Source organism: Azospirillum sp. TSH64 (assembly GCF_003116035.1).
In the GTDB taxonomy this organism is placed as follows: Bacteria; Pseudomonadota; Alphaproteobacteria; order Azospirillales; family Azospirillaceae; genus Azospirillum.
The window spans coordinates 924,878-949,349 of the sequence record NZ_LGQW01000015.1 but is presented as its reverse complement, the minus strand read 5'-3'; the positions used below and the strand labels follow the sequence as shown (position 1 = coordinate 949,349).

Below are 24,472 nucleotides of genomic sequence, written 5' to 3'. Positions count from 1 at the left end.
GAATCATGATGGTGGTGGGGCCGAGGTACAAATGACAGGCGACGACCAATTTATCGACCTGACGCCGGCTCCTCCGACCACCACCATGCTGACAGCGGGGCAAGTCGCGAACGGACCGAGCGTATCTCCCTTCGTCATCATCAGCGGTTACTCCCCTGACGAATGGGAGACATTCGTTGAAGACTGGCTCCTCTACGGTAGAAAGGCTCAGTATCTCCAGCTTGGGCGACCAACCGGAAGTGGTGATAAAGGCATCGACATCGCAGGGTACACGGATAAGAACCAGCTTCTGGGGGTGTGGGATAATTATCAATGTAAGCACTACGACTCACCTTTGACCCCTGGCAACGCATGGCCGGAGATCGGAAAGATCCTTTGGTATTCCTTCCAAGGGGATTATGTACCACCGAGGAAGTATTATTTTTGCGCACCTAAAGGTATCGGCACGAAGTTAACGCTATTGCTTTCAAACAAGGTGAAATTGAAAAGTGAAGCGATAAAGTACTGGGTGAGCCTTGGTTCTAAAGTGCCGTTGGCAGGGAGCACCGTAGTGCCCTTGGAAGAGGATTTTTCTGCATACGTTAATGCTTTTGATTTTTCAATTTTCGGCGCGGTTGAATTGAGCGCAATTGTGGCTGAACACAAAGCGTCTTCCCCCAATCACATTTCGCGCTTTGGAGGCGGACCACCGCCGCGCCCAAAGGTGGGGCCGTTGCCCGCCGCTACAGCAGACAGCGAGGCCCGTTATACGCGTAAGCTTTTTGATGCATATGAGGATCATAAGAAATCTCAGGTGCTGACCGAGGCCTGTCTAACCAAATGGCGGGAGATCGCACAGCATTATCAGCGGCAGCGTGAAGCCTTCTACCATGCCGAGTCCTTGCGTGTGTTTGTCAGAGAGTCATTCGAAGAGGGAACATACGTTAGCCTACAGAAGGAGATCTTCCACGCTGTCATTGATACGCATGACGACAACCATCCAGATGGGTTTTCTCGCGTAAAGGCTGTTACGAAGGCAGCGCAGGATTTGCCGCTGGACGGGCACCCGCTTGCTTCGTGCGTGCTCACGCTGGATAAGCGCGGCATTTGCCACCAGTTGGCCAACGAGAATGATCCCGAGCACGAACTCGTCTGGGTGCAGAAATGACCGGACGTCCACAGACCTACAATGGTCCGTTGGAGGCTGGTGTGCGCGCAGTCGCCGTCCTTACGGCCATTTTCCCCCAAGCATTGGATTTGCATTGGCTGACGATGCTCGACTATCTGCTCACACATACCGGAGAACTGGGGGGACCCGAGAACATTCATCCCCCGTCTCCCATTCAAGCCCCGGCGACCGAGGTGCGGCGCAAATTGGTACAGAAAGCCCTAATGCTCATGATGACGCGCGATCTCGTTACACGCGAGGTCAGCGCGAACGGCATCCGATACGCTGCCGGTGACAGCGCTGTACCGTTTCTCGACGGGTTGCGGAGCCCTTACATGGTAGCAATCAAAGAGCGTGCGGTTTGGCTGGCCGAGCATCTCGGCGAGTTCAGCAACGCCAAGCTCGATGCGTTTGCCAGCACTTCGTTTGACCGATGGGTAGCCGAGTTCCAGGCCATCGAGCAGAGCCTTGGCGGTGATGCATGACCCTCAAGGGGATCAGACTTCACCACCTCTCCTTTTTGAGCCCTAAGCTGCCTGCGGCGATCGTGCCGTTCAAGCCAGGCCTCAACGTAATCTATGGTGCCTCCAACACCGGCAAGTCGTTCATCCTGGAAGCGATCGACTTCATGCTGGGCGGTCGACCACCGTTGCGGGATATACCGGAGCGTGTCGGTTACGATCGGGTCTTGTTGGGTCTTGAGACCTTGGATGGAAGGGAGTTCACGCTCCTGCGCAGTGTTGACGGAGGTGCATTCAAGGTTTTCATCGGCCTCTATGACACTGAGCTTCCTGAAGAGGAAGGGCAGAACCTTGGAGATCAGCACAACGACCGACGTGACGACAATCTATCGGTCTTTCTGCTGAGTTTGGTTGGGTTCTCTGATCGCAAGCTTCGCAAGAACGCCAACGGTGGCATACAGAGTCTCAGTTTCCGCAACTTGGCTCGTCTGCTGGTGGTCAACGAAGAAGAAATCATCCAGCAACGCTCCCCTCTATCTGATGGCAATTACGTAGCTGACACGGCGAATACGGCTGTGTTCAAGCTCATGATCACTGGTATGGATGACTCCGCACTAATGTCGGGAGCAACAAAGAAGGCTGATGATTTGTCGCGAGAGGCACAATTGGGCCTCCTCGCGCAGATGATCAAGGAGTATACGTCTGAGATTAAGGATATGGCAGGGAAGCCAAGCGAGCTTGAGGATCAATTGCTGAAATTGGAAACGGCAATGGAGTCGCGCGGAAACCAGCTGTCTATTACTGAAGAAAAATATAGAGTTGCTTCCAGTAAGCGTCGAGAACTTATGCGTCAGTACGAAGAGGGAAGCAATAGGCTGGCGGAAATATCCAGTTTAATCGAGCGCTTCAATCTTCTATCTAGGCATTATGATACCGACATTGAGCGGCTGCGGGGAATTGAGGAGGCTGGCATCCTGTTCACCGCACTTGGTCCTGCGACCTGCCCGCTCTGCGGTGCTGCACCTGAATTTCATCAACTGACGGAAGACTGTGAGGGTGACGTAAGCGTAGTTATTGAGGCTGCGCGTGCTGAAGTTCAAAAACTTGAGCCACGCCGCCAAGAACTCGCTGTTACCATGGCCACGCTTCACACTGAGGGCACGACATTTGCCACCCGCCTTCCGAGGCTAAGTCAGAGAATCGAAGCGCTGTCAAAAGAGATCGAGGGAATGATTGGACCCAGCCTGCGTCAAGGCCGAGCTGCCTACGCAGAGCTGGCTAATAAGCGCGGAGAAGTGAGAGAGGCATTGGCGATGTACCGCACTCTTTCCGATCTTCATAGGCGGCGCGAAATTCTGGAGCGGGAGGCGGATAAGCCACCTTCTAATTATCCGGTGACTGTTCTTACGCAATCAGCAGTCAATCCTTTCTCAGAAATGGTGAAAGATATATTGGAGCTTTGGAAATTTCCAGATATCGAGTCAGTTACTTTTGACTTAAAAGACAAAGACTTGATCGTTAATGGGAAAAAGAGAAGCTCTTTTGGGAAGGGGCTGCGCGCTATCACTCAATCCGCCTTTACCATTGGTCTGATGGAATATTGCCGCTCAAATGATCTTCCGCACCCAGGATTTGTGGTTTTAGACTCTCCGCTTCTTTCCTATCGGAAGCCAGAAGGGCCTGGGGATGATTTGAGGGGAACGGATGTTAATGAACATTTCTACTTACATCTATCATCGCTCCGGGATGATCGGCAGGTGATCGTAATTGAGAACACTGATCCACCAGCCGATTTTCAGAGGCTTGAGTCAGCGCTGCGGTTTACAGCAAACCATACCTTTGGTCGGGCTGGACTATTTCCTATGGCCGGCACGCAGTAGGGTCACGTTGCGGGGTGTGAGATGCACAGGGCATCTTCATGATTGAGTCGAGCAAGCCCTGGTCGCGTGCTTAGTCGAGCAGCGCCTTGACGTTGACGGCGCAACGCCCAAGCGTCGGTCTTGGTCGGGCTACTCTGACATTCCAACTGGCGACCTGTGTGGGCGAGCAGCGGCTTTTCACCTCCGGCAGCGTTGTGGATGGTCGCGACCAATTTCAACAGCCGCATGTTCTGCGCCACCCCCCTCTTACAGCTCGGTCGCGCGGGCTTCAGCAAGCTGGGATCCATGCCTCCTTGATCCTCCTTTTTGCTACGGCGTGCCCATCCAAGCGACACGGATCGGGGCCGCATCTGTGGCAAGGCGCTTGCTGAACCTCCATTATTCGACTAATGTCGAAATATGGAAACGAAGAACGCCATCGATGCCTTCGCGGCCCTGGCCCACGACACCCGTCTGGCCGTGTTCCGCCTGCTCATCCAGACCGGGCCGAACGGGTTGACCGCTGGTGATGTCGCACAGCAGGTTGGCGTGCCCGGCTCGACCCTGTCGCACCATCTGGCGACGCTGGAGCGCGCCGGGCTGCTGCGTTCCCGGCGGGTCCAGCGGCAAATCTTCTACGCCTGCGACTACGAAGGCACCCGGCAGGTGATCGCCTTCCTGATGGAGGACTGCTGCCAGGGCCGTCCCGAGCTGTGTTCCGCCGACCTCCTCCAGGCGGGAGCCTGCAGCCCGGCAGGCTGCGGCCTCGAGACCTAACCCGACCCACCGCATGCCGCGATCTGGAAAAGGCGATTCTGCGATGACCGACCGCGTCTACAACGTCCTGTTCCTGTGCACCCATAACAGCGCCCGCAGCGTCATGGCGGAGTGCCTGCTGAACCGCGAGGGCAAGGGCCGCTTCCGCGGCTTCAGCGCCGGCAGCCAGCCGTCCGGGCGCATCAACCCCTACGTCCATGACCTGCTGGAACGGCTCGGCTTCCCGACCGCCGAGCTGCGCTCCAAGACCTGGGACGAGTTCGCCGAAGCGGGCGCGCCGCACATGGATTTCGTCTTCACCGTCTGCGACAACGCTGCCGGCGAGGTCTGCCCGGTGTGGCCGGGACAGCCGATGACGGCGCATTGGGGCTTCCCGGACCCGTCCAGCGCCCAGGGCAGCGACGCGGAGAAGGCCGCCTTCACCGCCACGGTGTTCGGGCAAATCCAGCGCCGCATCCAGGCCTTCGTCAGCCTGCCGATCGCTTCGCTCGACCGGCTGGCGCTGAAGCGCAAGCTGGATGACATGGGGCAGGCGTCCGCCACCCCGGAGGCGGCGCGATGACGCCGGTCACCATCTACCACAACCCGGCTTGCGGCACCTCGCGCAACACGCTGGCGCTGATCCGCAACAGCGGCGTCGAGCCGACGGTGATCGAGTATCTGAAGACGCCGCCGGCGCGCGACGAGCTGGCCGATCTGATCCGCCGCATCGGCGTGCCGGTGCGCGCCGTGCTGCGCGAGAAGGGCACGCCCTATGCCGAACTCGGGCTCGGCGACCCGTCGTTGAGCGACGACCGGCTGCTCGACGCCATGATGGCGCACCCGATCCTGATCAACCGGCCGATCGTGGTGACGCCGCTCGGCGCGCGGCTGTGCCGCCCGTCCGAGGCGGTGCTCGACATCCTCCCCGATGCCCAGCGCGGCGCCTTCGCCAAGGAAGATGGCAAGCAGGTCGTCGATGCCGCCGGACAGCGCATCGGCAAAGCCTCCTGACGGACACGCATCATGACCGCTGACATCCAGGACGCCCCGGCGGCCCGCCCCGCCATGGGGCTGTTCGAGCGTTATCTCAGCGTCTGGGTGGCGCTGTGCATCGTCGCTGGCATTGCGCTCGGCCATCTGGTGCCCGGCCTGTTCCAGGCCATCGCCGCGGCCGAGGTCGCCAAGGTCAACCTGCCGGTGGCGGTGCTGATCTGGCTGATGATCGTGCCGATGCTGCTGAAGATCGATCTCGGCGCGCTGGGGCAGGTCAAGGAGCACTGGCGCGGCGTCGGAGTGACGCTGTTCATCAACTGGGCGGTCAAGCCCTTCTCGATGGCGCTGCTGGGCACGCTGTTCATCGGAAACCTCTTCGCTCCGCTGCTGCCGCAGGACCAGATTTCCTCCTACGTTGCCGGCCTGATCCTGCTGGCGGCGGCGCCCTGCACCGCCATGGTGTTCGTCTGGTCGAACCTGTGTGAGGGCGAGCCGCACTACACGCTGAGCCAGGTGGCGCTGAACGACATCATCATGGTCTTCGCCTTCGCGCCGCTGGTCGGGCTGCTGCTGGGCGTCGCGTCGATCACCGTGCCGTGGGACACGCTGCTGCTGTCGGTAATGCTCTACATCGTCATTCCCGTGGTCGGCGCTCAACTCTGGCGCCGCAGCCTGCTGGCCAGCGGCGGCGAGCCCGTGCTGAAACGCAGGCTGGACTTCATCCAGCCGGTGTCGCTGGCGGCGCTGCTGACCACGCTGGTGCTGCTGTTCGGCTTCCAGGGCGAGCAGATCCTCGCCCAACCGCTGGTCATCCTGCTGCTGGCTGTGCCGATCCTGATCCAGGTCTATTTCAACGCCGGGCTGGCCTACTGGCTGTCGCGCCGCTTCGGCGTGGCGTGGTGCGTGGCGGCGCCGGCGGCGCTGATCGGCGCCTCCAACTTCTTCGAGCTGGCGGTCGCCGCCGCCATCAGCCTGTTCGGGCTGGGCTCCGGCGCTGCGCTCGCCACCGTGGTCGGCGTGCTGGTCGAGGTGCCGGTGATGCTGTCGGTGGTGAAGATCGTCAAGGCGACCAAGCCCTGGTACGAGGGACGAACCCATGCATGATATCGAGACGACCGGACGCGACTCCTTGCCGAGCCTGGACGAGCCCTATTTCGATGTGCCCGACCTCGACAGGCTGACACCGGAGCGGCCGTCGACCCACCCGCCGCGCATCCTGCTGCTCTACGGCTCGCTGCGGGAGCGGTCCTACAGCCGATTCCTGGCCGAGGAAGCCGCCCGGCTGCTCCAGCGCATGGGGGCGGAGACGCGCATCTTCGACCCGCGCGACCTGCCACTGCCGGACAGCGTGCCGGCCGACCATCCCAAGGTGGCGGAGCTGCGCGCCCTGTCACTATGGTCGGAGGGACAGGTTTGGGTCAGCCCGGAGCGGCACGGCACCATCACCGGCATCCTGAAATGCCAGATCGACTGGCTGCCGCTGGAAAGCGGCGGCGTCCGGCCGACCCAGGGCCGGACCTTGGCGGTGATGCAGGTCTCCGGCGGCTCGCAATCCTTCAATGCGGTCAACGCGATGCGGGTGCTGGGGCGCTGGATGCGGATGGTGACCATTCCGAACCAGTCGTCGGTGGCCAAGGCGTTCCAGGAGTTCGACGAGGCCGGGCGGATGAAGCCGTCGCCCTACTACGACCGTGTGGTGGACGTGATGGAGGAACTGGTCAAGTTCACCCTGCTGGTGCGCGACCGCAGCGACTACCTGACCGACCGCTACAGCGAACGCCGCGAAGCCGGGTTGAAGGCCGAAACCGAGGCGCAGGCCTTGGCCGCTGCGGCGATGAGCGGCGAGACCAAGGCATAGGTGGGCAGGAACCGTCCCCGCGCCGCGGCTGGCCTCGACCTTCGCCACGTGGAGGTGGCCTGGAGGATGCGTCTGTTGGGTCTTCCTGGCCCGTTGGGCGCTTACCGCGGCGCGTTCTCAGTTGTATTGATCGCGTCGAGCATAGGCCGCAGATGGTCCATGAGCTTGGCATTCAACTCCGGCGTAATGCGAATCGGATTCCTGGCATGCATCCGCCACCCTGGCAGCAACTCATCGTGAAGGCGGCTGATCAAGAAGTCGCCGTCCAAGGGTGGATAGGCAGCGTAGGTCAAGGAACCTTGTTGCTGAACCTCGTCTGGAAGGCCATCGTAGTGACGGCGTAGCTTGGCCAAATCAGCCTTCAACTCCGGGCCGTGGATGAATCTCTGCTGTTCGTTCATGAACAACGGAACCGTTTGCCGGTGGAAATCATCGGACGACGTGAAGGCCATGCAGAACGGCAGATAATAAAGATAGGCAATATCCACCCGGGTTTTCGCCTTCTTCGAGGTCTGAATCAGTTCAGCTCCAAGCCCGATCAGGAAGAACATCTCGACGGCGAACACATGCGCGGCGTAGGGGGCGAAAAGACGCAGACAGGGGCATTTCATTTCACGCCAGCGTTGCTGGATCTTTGTCCAGAGCTCCTTCGGAATTTGAAGGGCATCCAGAGCAGCTTTGAGCGTTTTGAAATTCTCCCCTCGGTCGTCGACCAGCGTTTTGGCAATGCGTGCCACATCGTCAAGGGTCTTGATCTCACGCCAATGGGAGCGGACGAAGTTCAGGCTTTTGGCCGTAGTTTGCAGGTCGATTTCGGCAACAGCCTGACGCCATTGGGCGGCCAGAGCGTGCTCCATGCCTTCGAAATCGCCCTCCTGCCATCGACGCAACGCTTCCATCTCAGGCGCCTCATCGAAGACAACCCCGATTTTGCCCGTCCGGTCACGGACCCGTCGGCCACCACGCACCACCGGGCGCCCGGTCATGGCCACTGGATTTCCCAGCAAATCCTGGATCACGAGCGAGTGATGGTCGATGTTGGAAAAAGTCCCTAGAGGGCCGACCTTCGCCGCAAGCCCGCCAACGATCGCTTCCGGTGTGCGTTCGCCCCGTGGTGTCTTCTTGAGGTCTCCTAGCACTTCGATCAGGAAAACCGGCGTGAGGACACCTCGGAAGTGACGTTCGAGCCAGAACGCTTCCTCTTGGTTCAGACTCTGCAGAAGGCTCTTGTCGTAGATCAGCGTCGGTCCCAGGGACATCATGGGCTCCAAGATGTTCAGCTACAGTGTACGGCAGGTGACGGGAGAACGAGAACGGCACCGGAGCGCTACTGTCGCAATCCAGTCAATCCTGAGTTATTTGAGGCCGTCGTGCGTGATCGGCCGTCATCTCAGGTGCCATCCTCGAACGGGTCGAGCAAGCCTTGCTCGCGAGCGCGATCGAGCAAGGCCTTGACGCTCGATGGCGCCCAGGTCCTAGCACCGGTTTTGGTCGGGATGCCCTGACGCTCCAGCTGGCGGCCAATGCGGGCGAGCGTCGGCTTCTCGCCATCGGCGGCGTTGTGGATGGTCGCGACCAGTTCCACCAGCCGCCTGTCCTGCGCCACTGCTTTCTTGGAGCGCCGTGGTGCCGCCTTCAGCAGACTGGGATCAGCCAAACCGTCGCCGACCAAGCGACGCACGGCCCGGATCAGGGCGTCGCGCGTCCAGGGCGCCGGGTTGTCGCCGGGGCGCTTCTTCACCGCGGTGTTGAGCACATCGACGACACGGTCCCAGGGGTGCGCCGGCCGCAGCCGCTCGACGACGGGAAGAAACTCCCCAGCCCCCTCAGCGACACGCTCACTGAGCCGGTCGTCCCGGGCGCGGGCTACCCGGCGCCGGGCGAGTGGGTCCTTGGCGATCAGTCCCGGATTGCCCGGCTGCTTGCCGATCGCCTTGGCGGCCCGTACGCCGGCTTTCGTCCGCTCGCGGATCAACGAGCGCTCGAACTCGGCTACGGCACCAAGGATCTGCAGGGTGAACTTCCCCTGCGGGCTGCCGGTGTCGATAGGATCGCCGAGCGACTTGAAGGCCGCTCCCTTGCGCTCCAGGTCGTCGATCACGTCGAGAAGGTGGGCGAGCGAGCGCGCCAAGCGGTCGATGCGCACCACTACCAGCGTGTCGCCCTTGCGGACGCGGTTCAGCAACGCCTTGAGCTGGGGGCGCTCGCGATCGGCGCCGGAGGCGTTCTCCCGAAAGATCTCGGTGCAGCCAAACTTTTTCAGATCGAGGAACTGCGCCTCGGTCGACTGGTCCTCGGTGGAGACTCGCGCGTAGCCGATGAGGGCCATGACGGCTGTTTCCTGTGCTGCGATGGCTTTCCAGCCAGCAGGGAATGGCAACCCCAACCGGCCGGCTGCGCCAGCATACCTAATTTTCAGGATAACCGTTTATCCATAACCGGTCGGTTGATACCCAGCGGAATGATTTTGTCGGTTTGCCCTAGGCCCAGCTACCGCTGCCTGGGGTGAGACAGAACCCCGAAGCAAATAGTCGGCTGGCATACACCAGTCAAAGCGACCAGGAATGTGTGCCCCGATTGGGCATGTGTCGGGTTCTCGGAAAGAGTGCATGTTTTCAATGGCTTGAGATCGACCTTTCGTGCTCATGGATCGGCTACTCGCATGATCCGAGCGGCTAGCCGCCGGTCGTGGAAGGTCTGCGAACCCTAGGATTTAGGCACCTGAAACGCCCTACCCGGCGGTTGCGTCAGCGGTGACGCCTTACAGATTGTCGTCATCAAGACGGCCGATCAGATTTTAATGTCGTTACTTATAGATCTAAGCGCAGTTAATAGAATTCACTGCAATTAGCTGATCTAGTAGGGTTTCCCGGAGTTGCTATGGCGCTTGTCACCATCCTGCCTGCCCTGCTCACCGCCGAACGTGCCCTTGGCCGTCTTGATCAGGCGCTCGCCGACCCGGCGCGGCGTCGGCGTCTGACCGCGGACGTTGCCCGCCGCTCAGCTGTCGCCCTGGTCCGCCTTGATGGCCACCGACTCGACGCTCACGATTTTCAGCGCGCCCTGGCAGCACCGGAGCATGCCCAAGGGGAAGCCGCCCGTGCCGCCCTGCTCGTGCCGATGTTGGCTCAACTGCCTGCCGGCCTGACCGCCACCGTGTCGGCGGACTGCGCAATTGCCTCACCAGAGAAGGAGATCTCCGCCGACGTTGTGACCGCGGTGCGTGCGTCCGTTGCCACGCTGAAGGCATTCGACGTCATGGTAGCTGACGCGCCGAGCAACGCCGAGGGTGAGGAGACTGACTCGGTCTCCGTTCTGCAGCCACTCCTGCCACCCTGGACCTCCCTCTGGTTGGACGAATTGCACCGGCGCTGGAGCGTGGCCCAAGGTGGCCGTTCAGTTGGATTGAGCGGGGCACGGGCCGCCGATGTTGGGTCAGTGCTGAGTGCAGTAGCGGAGGCCTTGGCCGCAGGGCCCGGCATCCTCGGCGCCGCGGGCGCCATTCGCACTCTCGCACGGTGGCCCGACTCGGGAGCGCCAGCCCGATGCGGCCATAGCGACGATTGGGAAAGTGCTGCTCTACGGGCTGCCGTCATGACGCAGCGGCCGCCGACTTCCTGGTGGAGTGCGGTAATGTGGCTTGCCGCTCCCGATCTAATTCGCGATGCGTGCCGACTGCATCATGCTTGGCCGGCGCTGACCGTGGCACTCGCCCGCGACGTCACCGGCTATCGGCTTGCCTTGGCAGGGACGGAAAACGATTGGACGCGTTGGGTCCTCGACACCATTCCGGAATTGGTGGCGCACGAGTTGGAGCGGCTGCGCCATCTGGATGTGATCCATGAAAACTGGGAAGCACGGCTGGCTGCCCCTCAGAGGCGCAACAACTCCCGTCTACCCGACGTGCTGGACTGGCTGCACGACCGCCCGGCATTCACTGTCAGTCGGGTGACGGGCGAGTTGAAATGTCGCTGCGGTCTGTCGCCGCGCGGGGTTCACTTGTTGGTAGAGCAACTTGCCAAGGTTGGTGTGATACGCAATATCGCGGACCGCGGCGGTGAGCGGGTTTGGGCATCCGACCTCAGCTTTCTGCCGCCCGGCCGCTGAACATGCAGGTACCCTACTCTTCCGCATAGAGATGGTGATTAACCGGAAGCACAAACAGAAAGGGCGGAGCCATCTTGGCCCCGCCCTCTTTGCTGGCTCTCAGGGGCCGGAGATGGACCCCGCCGTCTCCGATGAGAGGACGGTTAAAAGCCTCTCAAACATAGGAGTCGGTTTCTCACATTTTGCGAGAATGACCAACACCACCCCGATCACACGTCCAGGTTCGACACCTTGAGTGCGTTGTCCTGGATGAACTCGCGGCGCGGCTCGACCACGTCGCCCATCAGGGTGGAGAAGACCTCCTCCGCCTGATCGACGTGGCTGACGCGGACCTGCAGCAGCGAGCGCTTGGTCGGGTCCAGCGTGGTTTCCCACAGCTGGTCCGGGTTCATCTCGCCCAGGCCCTTGTAGCGCTGGATGGTGACGCCGCGGCGGCCAAGCTCCATCACCGTGTCGAACAGGGCAACGGGGCCGGTCAGGGCGCGGCTTTCCTTCTGCTTCTCGAAGGCCTTGCCGGCGGTGCCGAACACCCGCTTCAGGTCGGCGGCCAGCGCGTCCAGGCGGCGGGCCTCGCCGCTCTTCAGCAGGTCGGTGTCGAACAGGTGGCGGTGGGTGACGCCGCGCCGGGCGCGGATCACGGCATAGCCGCCCTGGGGCAGCGCCTCGCCGCGCCAGCCGCCGTCGGCGTCCAGCCCGTTCATCCGCTCGGCCACCGCCTTGGCCGCGGCCTCGGCCGCCGCCTTGTCGTCGGCCAGGACGGCGGACAGGGTGCCGGCGACCGACGCCTGCTCCACCACCATGGCGTTGCCGACCTTGCGCGACAGCGTGTCGATCGCCGGGCGCGCGGTGCGGGCCTGCTCGACCAGGGCGGCCAGCTGCTCGCCGATCAGCAGCGAGCCGTCCGACAGCCGGACCGACAGGTCGCCCAGCGCCGCCTCGACCAGATACTCCTCGAGCGCCCGGTCGTCCTTCAGGTAGCGCTCCTTGGCGTTGCCGCGCTTGATGCGGTAGAGCGGCGGCTGGGCGATGTAGAGATAGCCGCGCTCGATCAGGTCGGGCATCTGCCGGAAGAAGAAGGTCAGCAGCAGGGTGCGGATGTGGCTGCCGTCCACGTCCGCGTCGGTCATGATGATGATCTTGTGGTAGCGCGCCTTGTCGGCGTTGAACTCGTCGCTGATGCCGGTGCCGAGTGCCGCGATCAGCGTGCCGATCTCCGCCGACGACAGCATCTTGTCCAGCCGCGCCCGCTCCACGTTCAGGATCTTGCCACGCAGCGGCAGGATGGCCTGGGACTGGCGCGAGCGGCCCTGCTTGGCGGAACCGCCGGCCGAATCGCCCTCGACGATGAACAGTTCCGACAGCGCCGGGTCGCGCTCCTGGCAGTCGGCCAGCTTGCCCGGCAGCGACGACATGCTGAGCGAGCTTTTACGCGTGATGTCGCGCGCCTTACGGGCGGCCTCGCGGGCGGCGGCGGCTTCCACCACCTTCTGGATGACGCGGCGGGCGTCGGCCGGATGCTCCTCGAAATACTGGGCCAGCGCTTCGCCCACCACCGCCTCGACGACGGGGCGGACTTCCGACGAGACCAGCTTGTCCTTGGTCTGGCTGGAGAATTTCGGATCGGGAACCTTCACCGACAGGACGCAGGTCAGGCCTTCACGGGCGTCGTCACCCGACAGGCTGACCTTCTCCTTCTTGGCGATGCCGGACTCGGTCGCGTAATTGTTGATCGCACGGGTCAGCGCCGCGCGGAAGCCGGCGAGGTGGGTGCCGCCGTCCTTCTGCGGGATGTTGTTGGTGAAGCAGAGCGTCGTCTCGTGGTAGCTGTCGTTCCACTGCAGCGCACATTCCACCGTCACCACGCCGCCATGCTCGGTTGGCCGCTCGTTCTTCAGCGTGATCGCCGGCTTGTGCAGCGCCGTCTTGGAGCGGTCGAGCCAGCTGACGAAGGCTTCGAGGCCGCCTTCGTAGTGCAGGTCCTGCACCTTCGGCTCCACCCCGCGGGCGTCGGTCAGCAGCAGGCGGACGCCGGAGTTGAGGAAGGCCAGCTCGCGCAGCCGGTGTTCCAACGTGGCGAAATCGAACTCGATGTTGGTGAAGGTCTCGGTCGAGGGCATGAAGGTGACTTCGGTGCCCGACAGCGGCCTGCCCTTCTCCGGCACCATCGGCGCCTCGCCGACGTCGGCCAGCGGCGCCTCGGCGTTGCCGTGGCGGAAGCGCATGGTCCAGGTGCGGCCGCCGCGCCAGATGCGCAGATCCAGCGTCTCGGACAGGGCGTTCACCACCGAGACGCCGACGCCGTGCAGGCCGCCGGAGACCTTGTAGCTGTTCTGGTTGAACTTGCCGCCGGCATGAAGCTGGGTCATCACGACCTCGGCCGCCGAGACGCCTTCCTCCGAATGGATGTCGGTCGGGATGCCGCGGCCGTTGTCGCGCACCGTGACCGATCCGTCGGCGTTCAGCACGACCTCGACCTTGTCGCAATAGCCGGCCAGCGCCTCGTCGATGGCGTTGTCGACCACCTCGTACACCATGTGGTGCAGGCCGGAGCCGTCATCGGTGTCGCCGATGTACATGCCGGGGCGTTTGCGCACGGCATCGAGCCCGCGCAGAACGGTGATCGATTCCGCCCCGTAGTCCGCCTGCTGGGGCTCCGACTGCGGGAGGTCGTTCTTCAGTGCTTCCTGTGCCATGCGTCGACTATAACAGATTCGGTTGCGGATACGGCGGTTTAGCGTGCGTCGGCATGCTTTTTTTCCGGGATTTTTCCCCGATTTCCGCCCCTATCCGGGGCGGATGTGCGCGTCTTCGATGTGGAAGCGGCGGGCGTCGTCCCCAAGCGGGTCGAAAACCCCCTCGTCGGTGCCCGTCATCCAGGCCTGGGCGCCCAATGCCAGGATTTCGCCGAACAGCGCGGCGCGCCGCTCGGGGTCGAGATGGGCGGCCACCTCGTCCAGCAGAAGGATGGGTGCGGCGCCGCGTTCGGCCGCCAGCAGCCGGGCATTGGCCAGAACGATGGCGATCAGCAGCGCCTTCTGCTCGCCGGTGGAGCACAGCGCCGCCGGCATGTCCTTGGGCGCATGGCGGACGGCGAGGTCGCTCTTGTGCGGACCCACGGTGGCGCCGCCGCCGTCGGCATCGGCCCGGCGACCGCTGCGCAGGCTGTCGCGCAGCGCATCCTCCGCCGCCAGCGCCGGGCCTTCGTCCAGCCAGCGCTCCACCGTGCCGGCGACGGCGAGGTCGGCGCCGGGGAAGGGGCCGACCGAGCGGGCGCAGGCGGCGCGCAGCCGCTGCACCACCTCGCGCCTTGCCGCGGCGACGGCGATGCCGGTGGTCGCCATCTGGTCTTCCAGCGCGCCGAGCCAACCCTCGTCGAAGCGGCCGTCGCGCAGCAGCCGGGCGCGTTCGCGCAAGGCATGCTCATAGCGCGACAGCCGGCCGGCATGGGCGGGGTCGAAGCCGAAGACCAGCCGGTCGAGGAAACGCCGCCGTCCGCTCGACCCTTCGAGGAACAGCCGGTCCATCTGCGGGGTCAGCCAGACCATGGCGACATGGTCGGCGAGTGCCGTCTGGCCCTTGGCCGGGTGGCCGTCGATGCGGACCAGCCGGCGGTCGCGCTCGGAACTGCGGCTTCCGTCATGCGGCTCGCGGCCGGTGCCGATCTCCACCGGCCCCAGCGGGGTGTCGAGCGTTGCCGCCACCGCCCAGCCGGCGCCGGGCGGCGAGCCCAGCCGTTCCACCTCGGCCAGCCGGGCGCCGCGGATGCCGCGGCCGGGGGCAAGGAAGCTGACGGCTTCCAAGAGGTTGGTCTTGCCGGCGCCGTTCGGGCCGATCAAGGCGACGGGCCGGCGGTCGGGCTCCAGCCGCGCGGAGTCGTAGCCGCGGAAACGCGTCAGCGTCATCCGCCTGACCGCAAGGGCCGGAGCAAAAGCCGGGGTCGCGGCGGACACGCCGCCGCTCATCGAAACTGCCGTGTGGTGCAACTGGTCCGTTCCGCCTGGGGCGGGGAGGATCCCCGCAGCCCCATCACACGCGCATCGGCATCAGGACGTAGAGCGCGGTCGAGTCGGCGACGTCGCGGATGATGGTTGGCGACGCGGCGTCGGCCAGCGTGAACTGGGCGCCCTCGCCCTCGATCTGCTGCGTGATGTCCAGCAGATAGCGAGAGTTGAAGCCGATTTCCAGGGGGGACTCCTGGTAGCTGACCTCCAGCTCCTCGGTCGCGCTGCCCGATTCCGGGCTGGTGGCGGACAGGGTGAGCGCGCCGCGGACGAGCGACAGCTTCACCGCCCGGCTCTTCTCGGTGGAGATGGTGGCGACGCGGTCGACGGCGGCGGCGAACAGCTTGGCGTCCACCTCCATCACCTTGTCGTTGCCGACCGGGATCACCCGCTCATAGTCGGGGAAGGTGCCGTCGATCAGCTTGGAGGTGACGACGACACTGTCGAAGCCGAAGCGGATCTTGTTGTCGGACATCGACAGCTCGATGCGGTCGGCGGCCTCGTCGACCAGCTTGCGGATTTCGGTGACGGTCTTGCGCGGGATGATGACGCCGGGGATGGCCTCGGCCCCGTCCGGCAGCGGCATCTCGACCCGCGCCAGCCGATGGCCGTCGGTGGCGACGGCGCGCAGCACCGGCGTCTCCAGGCTGCCCATCTTGCTCTTGGCGGCGTGCAGGTAGATGCCGTTCAGGTAATAGCGCGTCTCCTCGGTGGAGATGGCGAAGCGGGTGCGGTCGATCAGCCCGCGCAGGTCGGCGGCGGCGACCGAGAAATTGTGCTTCAGCTCGCCGCTGGACAGCTGCGGGAAATCCTCCACCGGCAGGCAGGACAGCTTGAACTGCGACCGGCCGGCGCGCAGCGTCAGGATGGTGCCGTCGCCGCCGATGTCCAGCTCCACCTGGCTGCCGTCGGGCAGCTTGCGGACGATGTCGAACAGGGTGTGGGCGGGGGCGGTGGTGCCGCCGGGGCGCCCGACCGTCGCCGGGACCGTCTCGACGATCTCCAGATCCATGTCGGTGGCGGCCAGCGACAGCTCGCCGTCGCCCGCGCGCAGCAGGACGTTGGACAGGATCGGAATGGTGTTCCGCCGCTCGACCACACTCTGCACGTGACCCAGGGAACGGAGAAGGGCGGCGCGTTCGATGGTGATGTTCATGCTGGCGTCGTCTCGGCCGGAGGGGAGCTGTTCTTGCGGAGCCACCGGGGTTGCGGGCCGTTGTCCGGCCGTCCCGCCCCGAGCGGGCGCGCATCATACCACATCGACGGGTGGGTCGAACCAAATTGTTGCGGCTAAGGCCTTCGGCCGAAGGGGATTCACGCCTCCCCCCGCCGTTTTGCCTCATGCAGGCGCAGAATATCGACGAAATCGGCGCTCTGCCAGTTGCGGGACCGGCTCAGCTCGCTGCGCACGCTGGCGACGAAGGCGTCGATCACCGCCCATTCGTCGGCCGCGATCTCGCCATCGGCCTCCAGATAGCTGTAGACCACCCGGTGCAGGCCCTGGCTGACCGGGCTGATCCAGCCATCCACCGTCTCGCCCATCGCCGCCATCAGCCGGCGGATGCGCAGCATGTGGGCCATGCGATGGGCCGGCCTCTCCTGCGGCTCGGCCTTCATCGCCTGGAGGAAGGCGAGGCGGCCGGTCTCCACCGCATAGAGGCGCAGCGACTTCAGCTCCGGGTTGGCATAGCCGGCGGCGCCGAGGGTGCGGCCCCAGCGCCAGACCAGCTCCAGCAGCCAGACGATGTCCTCATGGTCGGGCACCGGGGCATGGCGGGCGCCCATCGCCGCCTGCATCCGGGCGGCCAGCGCCGGCATCACCGTGCCGGTCAGCTCGCGGCTGACCGCCGCCAGCTCCGCCCGCAGGGCCGGGCCGGTCGAGCGGCTGGCGAGGAAGCCGGTGCCGGACAGCGCGGTTAGCGCCCGGTCGAAGCGCTCCACCGCCTCGTGCAGCAGGGCGCGGGTCGGGGCTGGGGCGGACAGCACGCCGCCATCCTGGATGTCCATGTCGCCGAACATGCCGTCCACCACCTCGCGGATGGTGGTGCAGGCGGCGGTGAAATGGCAGAGCAGGGCGCGCAGCAGCGGGTGGGACTCGCGCACCGCCGGTCCCCCCGACCCGACATGCTCGCGCACATGGCGCAGGAACACGTCGTAGCGCCGCTTGACGTTCAGCCCATAGAGCGGGGCGAACCAGGCCAGCAGCTGCGACTGGTCGCGGAAGGGCAGGCCGAGGTCGCGCACCCGGCGGACGAAGCCGACCATCAGCGCCGACTGGCAGTCCACCTCTGCGGAAGAGGGGGCGGCGAAAGATGGATTGGCGGAACGGGGGTCGCCGGCGCCCTGCATGTCCCCCATCCGCATCTCGTCGATGTCGCGGCGCATGCGCTCGGTCAGCGGCACCAGCACCGCGTTGTGCTCCAGCAGGGCGCGGACGAAGCCCAGCAGGTCGCTGTCGATCGGCGCCTTGCGGCCGAGATACTGGGTGCGGAGCGCGGCGTCGTGCAGCGCCTCGTCGTTCGCCAAGGCCAGGAACCGGTCGGTCAGCTTGCGGTCGCCGGCCATGGCATAGAGGAAGTCGAGTGCCTCCTTGCGCATCAGCTCGCGCATCGCCATCGCGTCGGGGCTGGCCAGCACGGCATCCAGCATCGCCTCGCGCGCCATGCCGTCCAGCCGGCTCTGCACCTCCGCCGCCAGCCCCGGGAAGGCATAGCGGGTCAGCGCCGACCAGATGCCGCCCATGTCCACCCGCTGGACCAGCGCCGGCACCGACTCGGCCGAGCGGTAGAGGACGGGGTCGTCGACTAGGAAGGGCTCGAACAGGCTGGTGAACAGGCGGCGCGCCTTCATCGGCCGCAGGCGGTTGAAATGGTCGACCAGCGCATCGCGCAGGTGCCGCGCCCGTTCGCCGTTCGGGCTGGGCGTCCCTTCGACCGCATCCAGCACCGACCGGATGGCGTGCATGGGGATGCGGGCGACGACCTCGTCCATCTGGCGGCGGAAGGCGGTGACGTCGGTGCAGCTCCCGCCCGGCGAAGAGGCCGGGGATGCGGCGGGAGAGGCTATGGAGAGGGTGGCCGTCGGCGTGCTGTTCATGCGCACAACACCTCGCGGGATAATCGTCGCCTGGACGCTTATGATCCCGCGAGATTATTAAATATCTTTTGCCAATTCCACGCGTGTCTTCGGAAAAGTCTTATGATTACCGGTATATGTCAGAGAATTGCTTTGTAACCTTAGCTTTGCTGTCCACCCTTTTTCTTGGCTACAGCCCCGCCGCCAACTGGGCGTCCAGCCCGGCGCGATAGTCGGGATAGGTCAGGGCGACGCCGAGCTGGCGCTTGATGCGGTCGTTCTTCACCCGGCGGCAATCGGCGTAGAAGCTGGCGGCCATCGGCGACATCTCCGCCCGGTCGAACGGCACCAGCGGCGGCGGCTCCACCCCCAGCAGGCGGCAGGCATACTCCACCACCTCGTGCGACGGGCTGGGCAGGTCGTCGGCGACGTTGTAGATGGCGCCCAGAGTCGGCCGCGCCATCGACGCCCGCAGCGTGCCGGCGATGTCGTCGACATGGATGCGGCAGAACACCTGACCCGGCTTGTCGACCCGCTTGGCGATGCCGTCGCGCACCGAATCGAGGGCGCTGCGGCCGGGGCCGTAGATTCCGGCCAGCCGGAACAGGTGCATCGGCACGCCATACTGGCGGTACAGGTTCAGCCAGCCGCGCTCCGCCTCGACCCGCCGCTTCTGGCGCTCGCCGGTCGGTTTCAGCCAGGACGCCTCGCTGACCCACTCGCCGCCGGTGTCGCCATAGACGCCGGTGGTGGACAGATAGCCGGCCCAGTCCAGCGTGCGCAGGTCGGCCAGATCGCGGCCATGCTGGTCGAGCACCGGGTCGCCCTTGCCGTCGGGCGGGATGCTGACCAGCAGGTGGGTGGTGCCGGCCAGCGCCGCCTTCGCATCGGCCAGCGGCCGGCCGCGGTCGAACAGGAAGGCCTCGATGCCCTGGGCCTCCAGCTCCGCCCGCTTTTCCTCGCTGCGGCAGGTGGCGGCGATGCGCCAGCCTTCGGCGCGCAGCCGGTCGGCGAAGACGCGGGCGCTGTAGCCGAGGCCGAAGACGAACAGGCGGGGATCGGTCATCGCGGGCGGTTCCGGTTGGAGCGGCGGAGGGGCGGCGGACTGTGTAGCACCGAACTGTGTAACACCGGGACCGGGCCTGCGGACTTGCGCCCCGCCCGGCGATGGCGGAGTGTAAAGACACCATGACCCGACGCAATCCTTACCTTGCCGGCGCTCTCGCGCTGGGGCTTCTCGCCGCCGCTCCGGCATTCGTGCCGGCCCCCCTGTCGGCTGCCCAGGCCGCGTCCTCCGGGCCGCCCTCCACCCTCGACCGCAACCGCGAGCTTCAGGCCTGCGCGGCCAAGGCGGAGGCCAACCCCGACGGGGCGCGGGCCGATGCCAAGCGCTGGCAGGAGCAGGGCGGCGGCGACTCCGCGAAGCTGTGCGAGGCGCTGGCGCTGTTCCATGCCGGCGACTTCAAGGCGGCCGGCACCCAGATGGAGGCGCTGGTGCCGACGCTGGGCAAGGACGACCCCAGGGCCGCCGCCTCGCTGCTCGGCCGTGCCGGCTGGGCGTGGCTGCGGGCGGGCGACCAGGGGCGGGCGGAACGGCTCTACAGCGCCGCCCTCGACAAGACGCCGGGCGACGTCGACCTGCTGATCGACCGCGCCTTCGCCCGTGCGGAGGGCGAGCGTTTCTGGGATGCCGTCGCCGATCTGGACGCGGCGCTGACCCGCGACCCGAAGCGGGCCGACGCCTACCTCTACCGGGCGAGCGCGCAGAAGGCGCTGTCCAACTACCGGCAGGCGCTGGCCGACATCGACCGGGCGCTGGAGCTGAAGCCCGGCGACCCGGAGGCGATCCTGCTGCGCGGCAACGTCAAGGCGCTGGGCGGCAATCTGGGGGCTGCGCGCGACGACTGGTCGCTGGCCCGCCGCGTCGCCCCCGACAGCGACTGGGGCCGCGCCGCCGCCGACAACCTCGCCCGCACGGCGGAGGTCGCGGGGGATGCCGGCAAGGACAAGGCGAAGGAAAAGAAGGTGCAGTGAGGGGGGCTTCCCCCCACGGCCTCCAAAAGAAAAAGCCCCGCCGCGGTGACCGCGGGCGGGGCTTTTTCCTGTCTGAACCGCTGTGGACGGACGCTTACAGCGCCGAGTCGACCCACTGGAACAGCGCACCCTTGGGCAGGGCGCCGATCTTGGTGGCGGCGACGCTGCCGCCCTTGAACAGCATCAGCGTCGGGATGCCGCGCACGCCGTACTTGGTCGGGGTGTCGGGGTTCTCGTCGATGTTCAGCTTGGCGACGGTGACCTTGCCGTCATACTCGCCGGCCAGCTCGTCGAGCGCCGGGGCGATCATCTTGCAGGGGCCGCACCATTCCGCCCAGAAATCGACCAGGACCGGGCCGTCGGCCTTCAGGACGTCCTGCTCGAAGCTGTCGTCGGTAACCTTGATGGTGGTGCTCATGTGACCTCGTGCTGGATTCGGAAGCGCCGCGGACCGGTTGTGGAAGGCCGGCGGCCATCGCCCCGTCAGTGGAATTGAGCAAAATGTAGGGCGGAGGCGCCCGGCCGGTCAAGTCACCCCATCTTTCGGGTGAGCCGCCGGCAGCACCTCACCCCACCCTGGGGCCCAGCCCGGCCGCCGCCGCGTCCATCACCGAGGGCGGCAGCTCCATGGTGTAGGGACCGTCGGTCCACAACAGCACGCAACGCACCCGCCGCCCCGGATAGACGGCGCGCAGGGCCTCGCGGTAGGCCGCCATCTGGCGCCGGTAAACCATTGGAACGTCTTCCAGATCCCGCGGCGGCGGCCGGTTGGTCTTGTAGTCGACGATCCACACCGTGTCCCCGGTCAGCGCCAGCCGATCGATGCGGCCGGCCAGCGCCCGGCTGCCGTCGCCGAGCGCCACCACCCCGATCAGCGGCACCTCCGCCCGCGAGCCGGGGCCGAACAGATGCGCGAACTCCGCATGGCTCAGCACCGCCAGCGTCTCCCGCGCGATGGCGTCCTGCTGCTCCGGCGTCAGCTTGTGCGCCGGGCGGGCCAGGAAGCGGCGGCAGGCGGCGTCCCGTGCCGCCTCGGCCAGGTTGGGCAGGGTCTGCAACAGCCGGTGGACCAGCAGGCCGCGGCGGAAGCGCTGGCCGTCGTCGTTGCCTAGCGGCGAGCGCACCGCCGGCTCCTCGCCGTCCGGCCGCGACGGGGTCAGCGGCCGCGACGGCTCCGGCTCGCCCGGCGGCGGTTCGCCGATCCAGGGCGGCGGCGGCTCGGCGGCGGCACTTTCCTCCGTCTCGACATGGCGCGGCACCACGGCGGTCTGGGCGCCGACCAGCCGCCAGCCCTCTCCCGCCCAGCCGTCGGGGCACAGGCCGGTGAAGTCGAAGGGATGCTGCACGCCGTTGTCGCGCATCGCCTCCTCGACCAGCCGGTACCAGCAATCGTCGGACGGCTCGCGCTTGCCCTGGTGGCCGCAGATGTAGAGCCGGTCCTCCGCCCGCGTCAGGGCGACATAGAGCAGCCGGCGGTATTCCTGGTCGCGCCGCCGGTTGGCCCGCGCCCGCGCCTCGGCGCACAGCCCGTCCTCCTGGGATCGCCGGGCGGCGAACAGCGGCACCGGGCAGTCGTCGTCCGGCCACAGGATCGGCGGGCTCTGGGTCGGGCTGCCCAGCGTGTCGGGCAGGAAGACGATGGGCGCCTGCAAGCCCTTGGAGCCGTGGACGGTCATGATCCGCACGGTGCCGCCGCCCTGCTCCAGCTCGCGCTTGATCTCGGCGTCGCTGGCCGCCAGCCAGGCCAGGAAGTTCTGCAGGGACGGCGGCTCGGTCTTCTCGAAGGCGAGGCAGACGGCCAGGAACTCCTCCAGCGGATCCTGCGCGTCGGGGCCGAGCCGCTTGAGGATCGCGCGCCGTCCCGACCGTTCGTCGGCTGGGCAGGGCCGGTTCAGCAGGCCGGCGAACAGCTCGTAGGGAGCCGAGAAGTCGGTCCGTGCCAGCAGGTCGCCCAGATAGCGCCGGGCCGGGCGGAATTCCGGCTCGGTCTCCGCCAGCGCCACCAGCGAGCGCCACAGCGTGCCGCGCCGGCCATGGGCGACGCGGAACAGCGCCTCCTCGCTCAAGCCCACCAGCGGCCCCTTCAGCACGGTGGCGAGCGTCAGGTCGTCGTCGGGCAGCAGCAGGAAGTCGGACAGCGCCACCAGATCCATGACGGCGAGCTGCTCGGTCAGCACCATGCGGTCGACGCCGGCCACCGGCACGCCGCGGTCCTTCAGCGCGCGGACCAGTTCGGTGACGAAGGCGGTGCGGCGGCGCACCAGCACCATCACGTCGCCGGGCTGCACCGGCCGGCCCTTGGCCTCCAGCGTCTCGCCGCCGTCGATCCAGCGATGCACCGTCGCGGCGATGACCGAGGCGAGGCGGGCGGATGGCGAATCTGCGGTCTCGCGCGCCACCGGCGGCGCCCAGGCCGGCGTCTCGACCGTCTCGGCCGGCTTCACCGGCGGCCACAGCTCGACCAGCCCGGCCTGCCCGCGGCGGAAGGCGCGGTGGCGGATGGTCGGGTTGGCGTCCGAGGCCACGCCGTCGCGGGCATGGTCGAGCGCGAAGACGGCGTCCACCGTCTCCAGCACCGCCGCCGTCGAGCGGAAGGAGATGTCGAGATCGACCCCCGCCCATGTCCGCTGCGCCACCTCCGCCTTGTCCTGGAAATGGCGGCGCATGCGGGCGAATTCGGCGGGATCGGCGCGCTGGAAGCTGAAGATCGACTGCTTCTCGTCACCCACCGCGAAGACGGTGCGGATCTTGCCGTCGGGGGCGGCGGCCTCCAGCTCGACGAAGAACTCGCCGGCCAGCGAGGCGACGATGGCCCACTGGTCGGGGTTGGTGTCCTGCGCCTCGTCGATCAGGATATGGTCCAGGCCGCCGTCCAGCTTGTAGAGCACCCAGGGCACCCGCGGCGTGCCGTCCTTGCCGCTCAAGAGCCGGTTGGCCGCCAGGATCAGATCGTCGTAATCCAGCAGGGCGCGCGCCGCCTTGCGCTCGCGGTAGGCCTCCAGCATCGCCTGCGCCAGCGTCAGCAGCGCGGTGGTCGAGGCGGCGACCCCGGCGGCCTTCACCCGCTCCGAAATCTCGACCAGCCGTTCCGCTTCCTTTTGCAGGGAGAGCAGCGCCTGCGGGTAGGCGGTGGCCGGCTTCTTGGTCATCAGCGTCTTGCGCGGGCTGCCGTCCGCGGTCAGGAACAGGCGCCTGTAGGCGTCGAAGGCGCGCACCCGGCGGTCGGCGGCGTCCAGCCAGTGCTGGATGGCGATGCCGCGCTCCTGGTCGCTGGCGCTGCCGCCCGACAGCGCCCGGCAGGCCTCGCGCAGGGCCGGCGGCTCGCACTGGTCGTCATGGCAGGCATGGGTGAGGATCGTTTCCTCGGTCACGCCGGGCGGCACCTCCAGCGTGTCGTGGATGGCGTCGATCAGCCCGTCCAGCCCGTGGAAGCGCTCGAACAGCTTCTCCACCTGCCCGCGCTGGCCAGCCAGTTCGGCCAGCAGCCCGGCGAAATCCTCGGCATTCAGCTCGCCGGTCAGCCGGCCCATGGCGCGGCCGAGCGGGCTGTCCGGCTCGGTGCGGCCGGCATGCAGCACGGCGTCGCGCGCCTCGGTCAGCAGCCCATCGGCGGTGCGGTCGTCCATCACGTCGAAATGCGGCGCCAGCTCGGCTTCCAGCGGGAAGCGGCGCAGCAGCGACTGGCAGAAGGCGTGGATGGTCTGGATCTTCATGCCGCCGGGGCAGTCCACCACCTGGGCGAACAGCCGCCTTGCGTTCAGCCGCGCCTCGATGGACGGCCGCTCGCCGCAGAGGTCGGCCAGCCGGTCCTCCAGTGCGTCGTCGGGCAGGGTGGCCCACAGGCCGAGCGTCCGGTTGATGCGGATCGCCATCTCCGCCGCGGCGGCCTTGGTGAAGGTCAGGCAGAGGATGCGCGCCGGCGGCGTGCCCGACAGCATCAGCCGCAGCACCCGGTCGGTCAGCACCTTGGTCTTGCCCGAACCGGCGGACGCCCCCACCCAGACCGACGCCGTCGGATCGGACGCCCGCCGCTGCGCCACGTTGGGATCGAGCGGCAGGGTGCGGGTGGGCAGATCGGTCATGGTCATGAACGGGGCTTCCGGTGCCGGAGCAGGCGCTTATCCCCTCTCCCCCCCGGGGAGAGGGTTAGGGTGAGGGGGATGCGTAGCAGGACCTTT

Annotated in this window: 19 protein-coding genes; 10 read left to right on the top strand and 9 right to left on the bottom strand. The window is 66.1% G+C overall.

The genetic code is table 11. The annotated features are described in order from the left end of the window. Positions 1-31 precede the first annotated feature (31 nt). From TSH64_RS35250 to arsH, 8 genes are all read left to right on the top strand, one after another. Positions 32-1,147 carry an ABC-three component system protein gene (locus tag TSH64_RS35250; protein WP_146207989.1) on the top strand — a complete coding sequence of 372 codons (1,116 nt, stop codon included), beginning with the start codon at positions 32-34 and terminating at the stop codon, positions 1,145-1,147. Then, entirely contained in the window at positions 1,144-1,632 is a 489-nt protein-coding gene (locus TSH64_RS05675) for an ABC-three component system middle component 2 (RefSeq protein WP_109095923.1), read from the top strand. Before TSH64_RS35250 ends, TSH64_RS05675 begins: the two co-directional genes overlap by 4 nt. Beyond that, entirely contained in the window at positions 1,629-3,488 is a 1,860-nt protein-coding gene (locus TSH64_RS05670; RefSeq protein WP_109095922.1) for an AAA family ATPase, read from the top strand. The genes TSH64_RS05675 and TSH64_RS05670 overlap by 4 nt, the downstream gene beginning before the upstream one ends. A 399-nt stretch (positions 3,489-3,887) precedes the next feature. Further along, complete coding sequence (locus TSH64_RS05665) at positions 3,888-4,244, top strand: metalloregulator ArsR/SmtB family transcription factor (RefSeq protein WP_109095921.1); 357 nt, start codon at positions 3,888-3,890, stop codon at positions 4,242-4,244. A gap of 43 nt (positions 4,245-4,287) precedes the next feature. Beyond that, positions 4,288-4,806 (top strand): arsenate reductase ArsC, encoded by a 519-nt coding sequence (locus TSH64_RS05660; protein WP_109095920.1) that lies wholly within the window; start codon positions 4,288-4,290, stop codon positions 4,804-4,806. Next, the gene (gene arsC, locus TSH64_RS05655) at positions 4,803-5,237 is read left to right on the top strand and encodes an arsenate reductase (glutaredoxin) (RefSeq protein ID WP_109095919.1); all 435 of its coding nucleotides are present in this window, start codon (positions 4,803-4,805) and stop codon (positions 5,235-5,237) included. Before TSH64_RS05660 ends, arsC begins: the two co-directional genes overlap by 4 nt. 12 nt (positions 5,238-5,249) lie before the next feature. Then, complete coding sequence (arsB, locus tag TSH64_RS05650; RefSeq protein WP_247872772.1) at positions 5,250-6,323, top strand: ACR3 family arsenite efflux transporter; 1,074 nt, start codon at positions 5,250-5,252, stop codon at positions 6,321-6,323. Further along, positions 6,316-7,077 carry an arsenical resistance protein ArsH gene (gene arsH / locus TSH64_RS05645; RefSeq protein WP_109095918.1) on the top strand — a complete coding sequence of 254 codons (762 nt, stop codon included), beginning with the start codon at positions 6,316-6,318 and terminating at the stop codon, positions 7,075-7,077. Before arsB ends, arsH begins: the two co-directional genes overlap by 8 nt. Positions 7,078-7,178: 101 nt before the next feature. Here arsH and TSH64_RS05640 read toward each other — a convergent pair whose 3' ends face one another. Together TSH64_RS05640 and TSH64_RS05635 are read right to left on the bottom strand one after the other, a co-directional pair. After that, positions 7,179-8,339, bottom strand: a complete 1,161-nt coding sequence (locus tag TSH64_RS05640) for a hypothetical protein (RefSeq protein WP_109095917.1) — start codon at positions 8,337-8,339, stop codon at positions 7,179-7,181. Between the two features lie 128 nt (positions 8,340-8,467). Next, complete coding sequence (locus TSH64_RS05635; RefSeq protein WP_109095916.1) at positions 8,468-9,406, bottom strand: recombinase family protein; 939 nt, start codon at positions 9,404-9,406, stop codon at positions 8,468-8,470. A 551-nt stretch (positions 9,407-9,957) separates the two neighbouring features. Here TSH64_RS05635 and TSH64_RS05630 point away from each other — a divergent pair. Continuing rightward, the gene (locus TSH64_RS05630) at positions 9,958-11,184 is read left to right on the top strand and encodes a hypothetical protein (protein WP_109095915.1); all 1,227 of its coding nucleotides are present in this window, start codon (positions 9,958-9,960) and stop codon (positions 11,182-11,184) included. A 209-nt stretch (positions 11,185-11,393) separates the two neighbouring features. Here TSH64_RS05630 and gyrB read toward each other — a convergent pair whose 3' ends face one another. The 5 genes from gyrB to TSH64_RS05605 all read right to left on the bottom strand — a co-directional run bounded on the left by gyrB (position 11,394) and on the right by TSH64_RS05605 (position 19,326). Then, positions 11,394-13,877 carry a DNA topoisomerase (ATP-hydrolyzing) subunit B gene (gene gyrB / locus TSH64_RS05625; protein ID WP_109095914.1) on the bottom strand — a complete coding sequence of 828 codons (2,484 nt, stop codon included), beginning with the start codon at positions 13,875-13,877 and terminating at the stop codon, positions 11,394-11,396. Between the two features lie 90 nt (positions 13,878-13,967). Further along, positions 13,968-15,146, bottom strand: coding sequence for a DNA replication/repair protein RecF (recF, locus tag TSH64_RS05620; RefSeq protein WP_109095913.1), 1,179 nt, complete (start codon positions 15,144-15,146; stop codon positions 13,968-13,970). Between the two features lie 64 nt (positions 15,147-15,210). Next, on the bottom strand, positions 15,211-16,341 hold the full coding sequence (gene dnaN, locus TSH64_RS05615; RefSeq protein ID WP_109095912.1) for a DNA polymerase III subunit beta: 1,131 nt from the start codon (positions 16,339-16,341) through the stop codon (positions 15,211-15,213). 158 nt (positions 16,342-16,499) lie between these two features. After that, on the bottom strand, positions 16,500-18,281 hold the full coding sequence (locus tag TSH64_RS05610) for a hypothetical protein (protein ID WP_109095911.1): 1,782 nt from the start codon (positions 18,279-18,281) through the stop codon (positions 16,500-16,502). 169 nt (positions 18,282-18,450) lie between these two features. Next, positions 18,451-19,326, bottom strand: coding sequence for an SDR family oxidoreductase (locus TSH64_RS05605; protein ID WP_109095910.1), 876 nt, complete (start codon positions 19,324-19,326; stop codon positions 18,451-18,453). Positions 19,327-19,448: 122 nt separating this feature from the next. On the opposite strand from TSH64_RS05605, the gene TSH64_RS05600 reads away from it, so the two are divergent. Beyond that, positions 19,449-20,294, top strand: coding sequence for a hypothetical protein (locus TSH64_RS05600; protein WP_109095909.1), 846 nt, complete (start codon positions 19,449-19,451; stop codon positions 20,292-20,294). A gap of 94 nt (positions 20,295-20,388) precedes the next feature. Here the strand turns inward: TSH64_RS05600 and trxA are convergent, their stop codons facing one another. Both trxA and addA read right to left on the bottom strand, forming a co-directional pair. Continuing rightward, positions 20,389-20,712 (bottom strand): thioredoxin TrxA, encoded by a 324-nt coding sequence (gene trxA / locus TSH64_RS05595; RefSeq protein WP_098740783.1) that lies wholly within the window; start codon positions 20,710-20,712, stop codon positions 20,389-20,391. A 148-nt stretch (positions 20,713-20,860) separates the two neighbouring features. Next, the gene (gene addA / locus TSH64_RS05590; protein WP_109095908.1) at positions 20,861-24,382 is read right to left on the bottom strand and encodes a double-strand break repair helicase AddA; all 3,522 of its coding nucleotides are present in this window, start codon (positions 24,380-24,382) and stop codon (positions 20,861-20,863) included. Positions 24,383-24,472: the final 90 nt, after the last annotated feature.

Bases quoted from the DNA above. Each gene is read 5' to 3' on its own strand.
- TSH64_RS35250 (WP_146207989.1), top strand. From the start codon at position 32: ATGACAGGCGACGACCAATTTATCGACCTGACGCCGGCTCCTCCGACC.
- TSH64_RS05675 (WP_109095923.1), top strand. From the start codon at position 1,144: ATGACCGGACGTCCACAGACCTACAATGGTCCGTTGGAGGCTGGTGTG.
- TSH64_RS05670 (WP_109095922.1), top strand. From the start codon at position 1,629: ATGACCCTCAAGGGGATCAGACTTCACCACCTCTCCTTTTTGAGCCCT.
- TSH64_RS05665 (WP_109095921.1), top strand. From the start codon at position 3,888: ATGGAAACGAAGAACGCCATCGATGCCTTCGCGGCCCTGGCCCACGAC.
- TSH64_RS05660 (WP_109095920.1), top strand. From the start codon at position 4,288: ATGACCGACCGCGTCTACAACGTCCTGTTCCTGTGCACCCATAACAGC.
- arsC (WP_109095919.1), top strand. From the start codon at position 4,803: ATGACGCCGGTCACCATCTACCACAACCCGGCTTGCGGCACCTCGCGC.
- arsB (WP_247872772.1), top strand. From the start codon at position 5,250: ATGACCGCTGACATCCAGGACGCCCCGGCGGCCCGCCCCGCCATGGGG.
- arsH (WP_109095918.1), top strand. From the start codon at position 6,316: ATGCATGATATCGAGACGACCGGACGCGACTCCTTGCCGAGCCTGGAC.
- TSH64_RS05640 (WP_109095917.1), bottom strand. From the start codon at position 8,339: ATGATGTCCCTGGGACCGACGCTGATCTACGACAAGAGCCTTCTGCAG.
- TSH64_RS05635 (WP_109095916.1), bottom strand. From the start codon at position 9,406: ATGGCCCTCATCGGCTACGCGCGAGTCTCCACCGAGGACCAGTCGACC.
- TSH64_RS05630 (WP_109095915.1), top strand. From the start codon at position 9,958: ATGGCGCTTGTCACCATCCTGCCTGCCCTGCTCACCGCCGAACGTGCC.
- gyrB (WP_109095914.1), bottom strand. From the start codon at position 13,877: ATGGCACAGGAAGCACTGAAGAACGACCTCCCGCAGTCGGAGCCCCAG.
- recF (WP_109095913.1), bottom strand. From the start codon at position 15,146: ATGAGCGGCGGCGTGTCCGCCGCGACCCCGGCTTTTGCTCCGGCCCTT.
- dnaN (WP_109095912.1), bottom strand. From the start codon at position 16,341: ATGAACATCACCATCGAACGCGCCGCCCTTCTCCGTTCCCTGGGTCAC.
- TSH64_RS05610 (WP_109095911.1), bottom strand. From the start codon at position 18,281: ATGAACAGCACGCCGACGGCCACCCTCTCCATAGCCTCTCCCGCCGCA.
- TSH64_RS05605 (WP_109095910.1), bottom strand. From the start codon at position 19,326: ATGACCGATCCCCGCCTGTTCGTCTTCGGCCTCGGCTACAGCGCCCGC.
- TSH64_RS05600 (WP_109095909.1), top strand. From the start codon at position 19,449: ATGACCCGACGCAATCCTTACCTTGCCGGCGCTCTCGCGCTGGGGCTT.
- trxA (WP_098740783.1), bottom strand. From the start codon at position 20,712: ATGAGCACCACCATCAAGGTTACCGACGACAGCTTCGAGCAGGACGTC.
- addA (WP_109095908.1), bottom strand. From the start codon at position 24,382: ATGACCATGACCGATCTGCCCACCCGCACCCTGCCGCTCGATCCCAAC.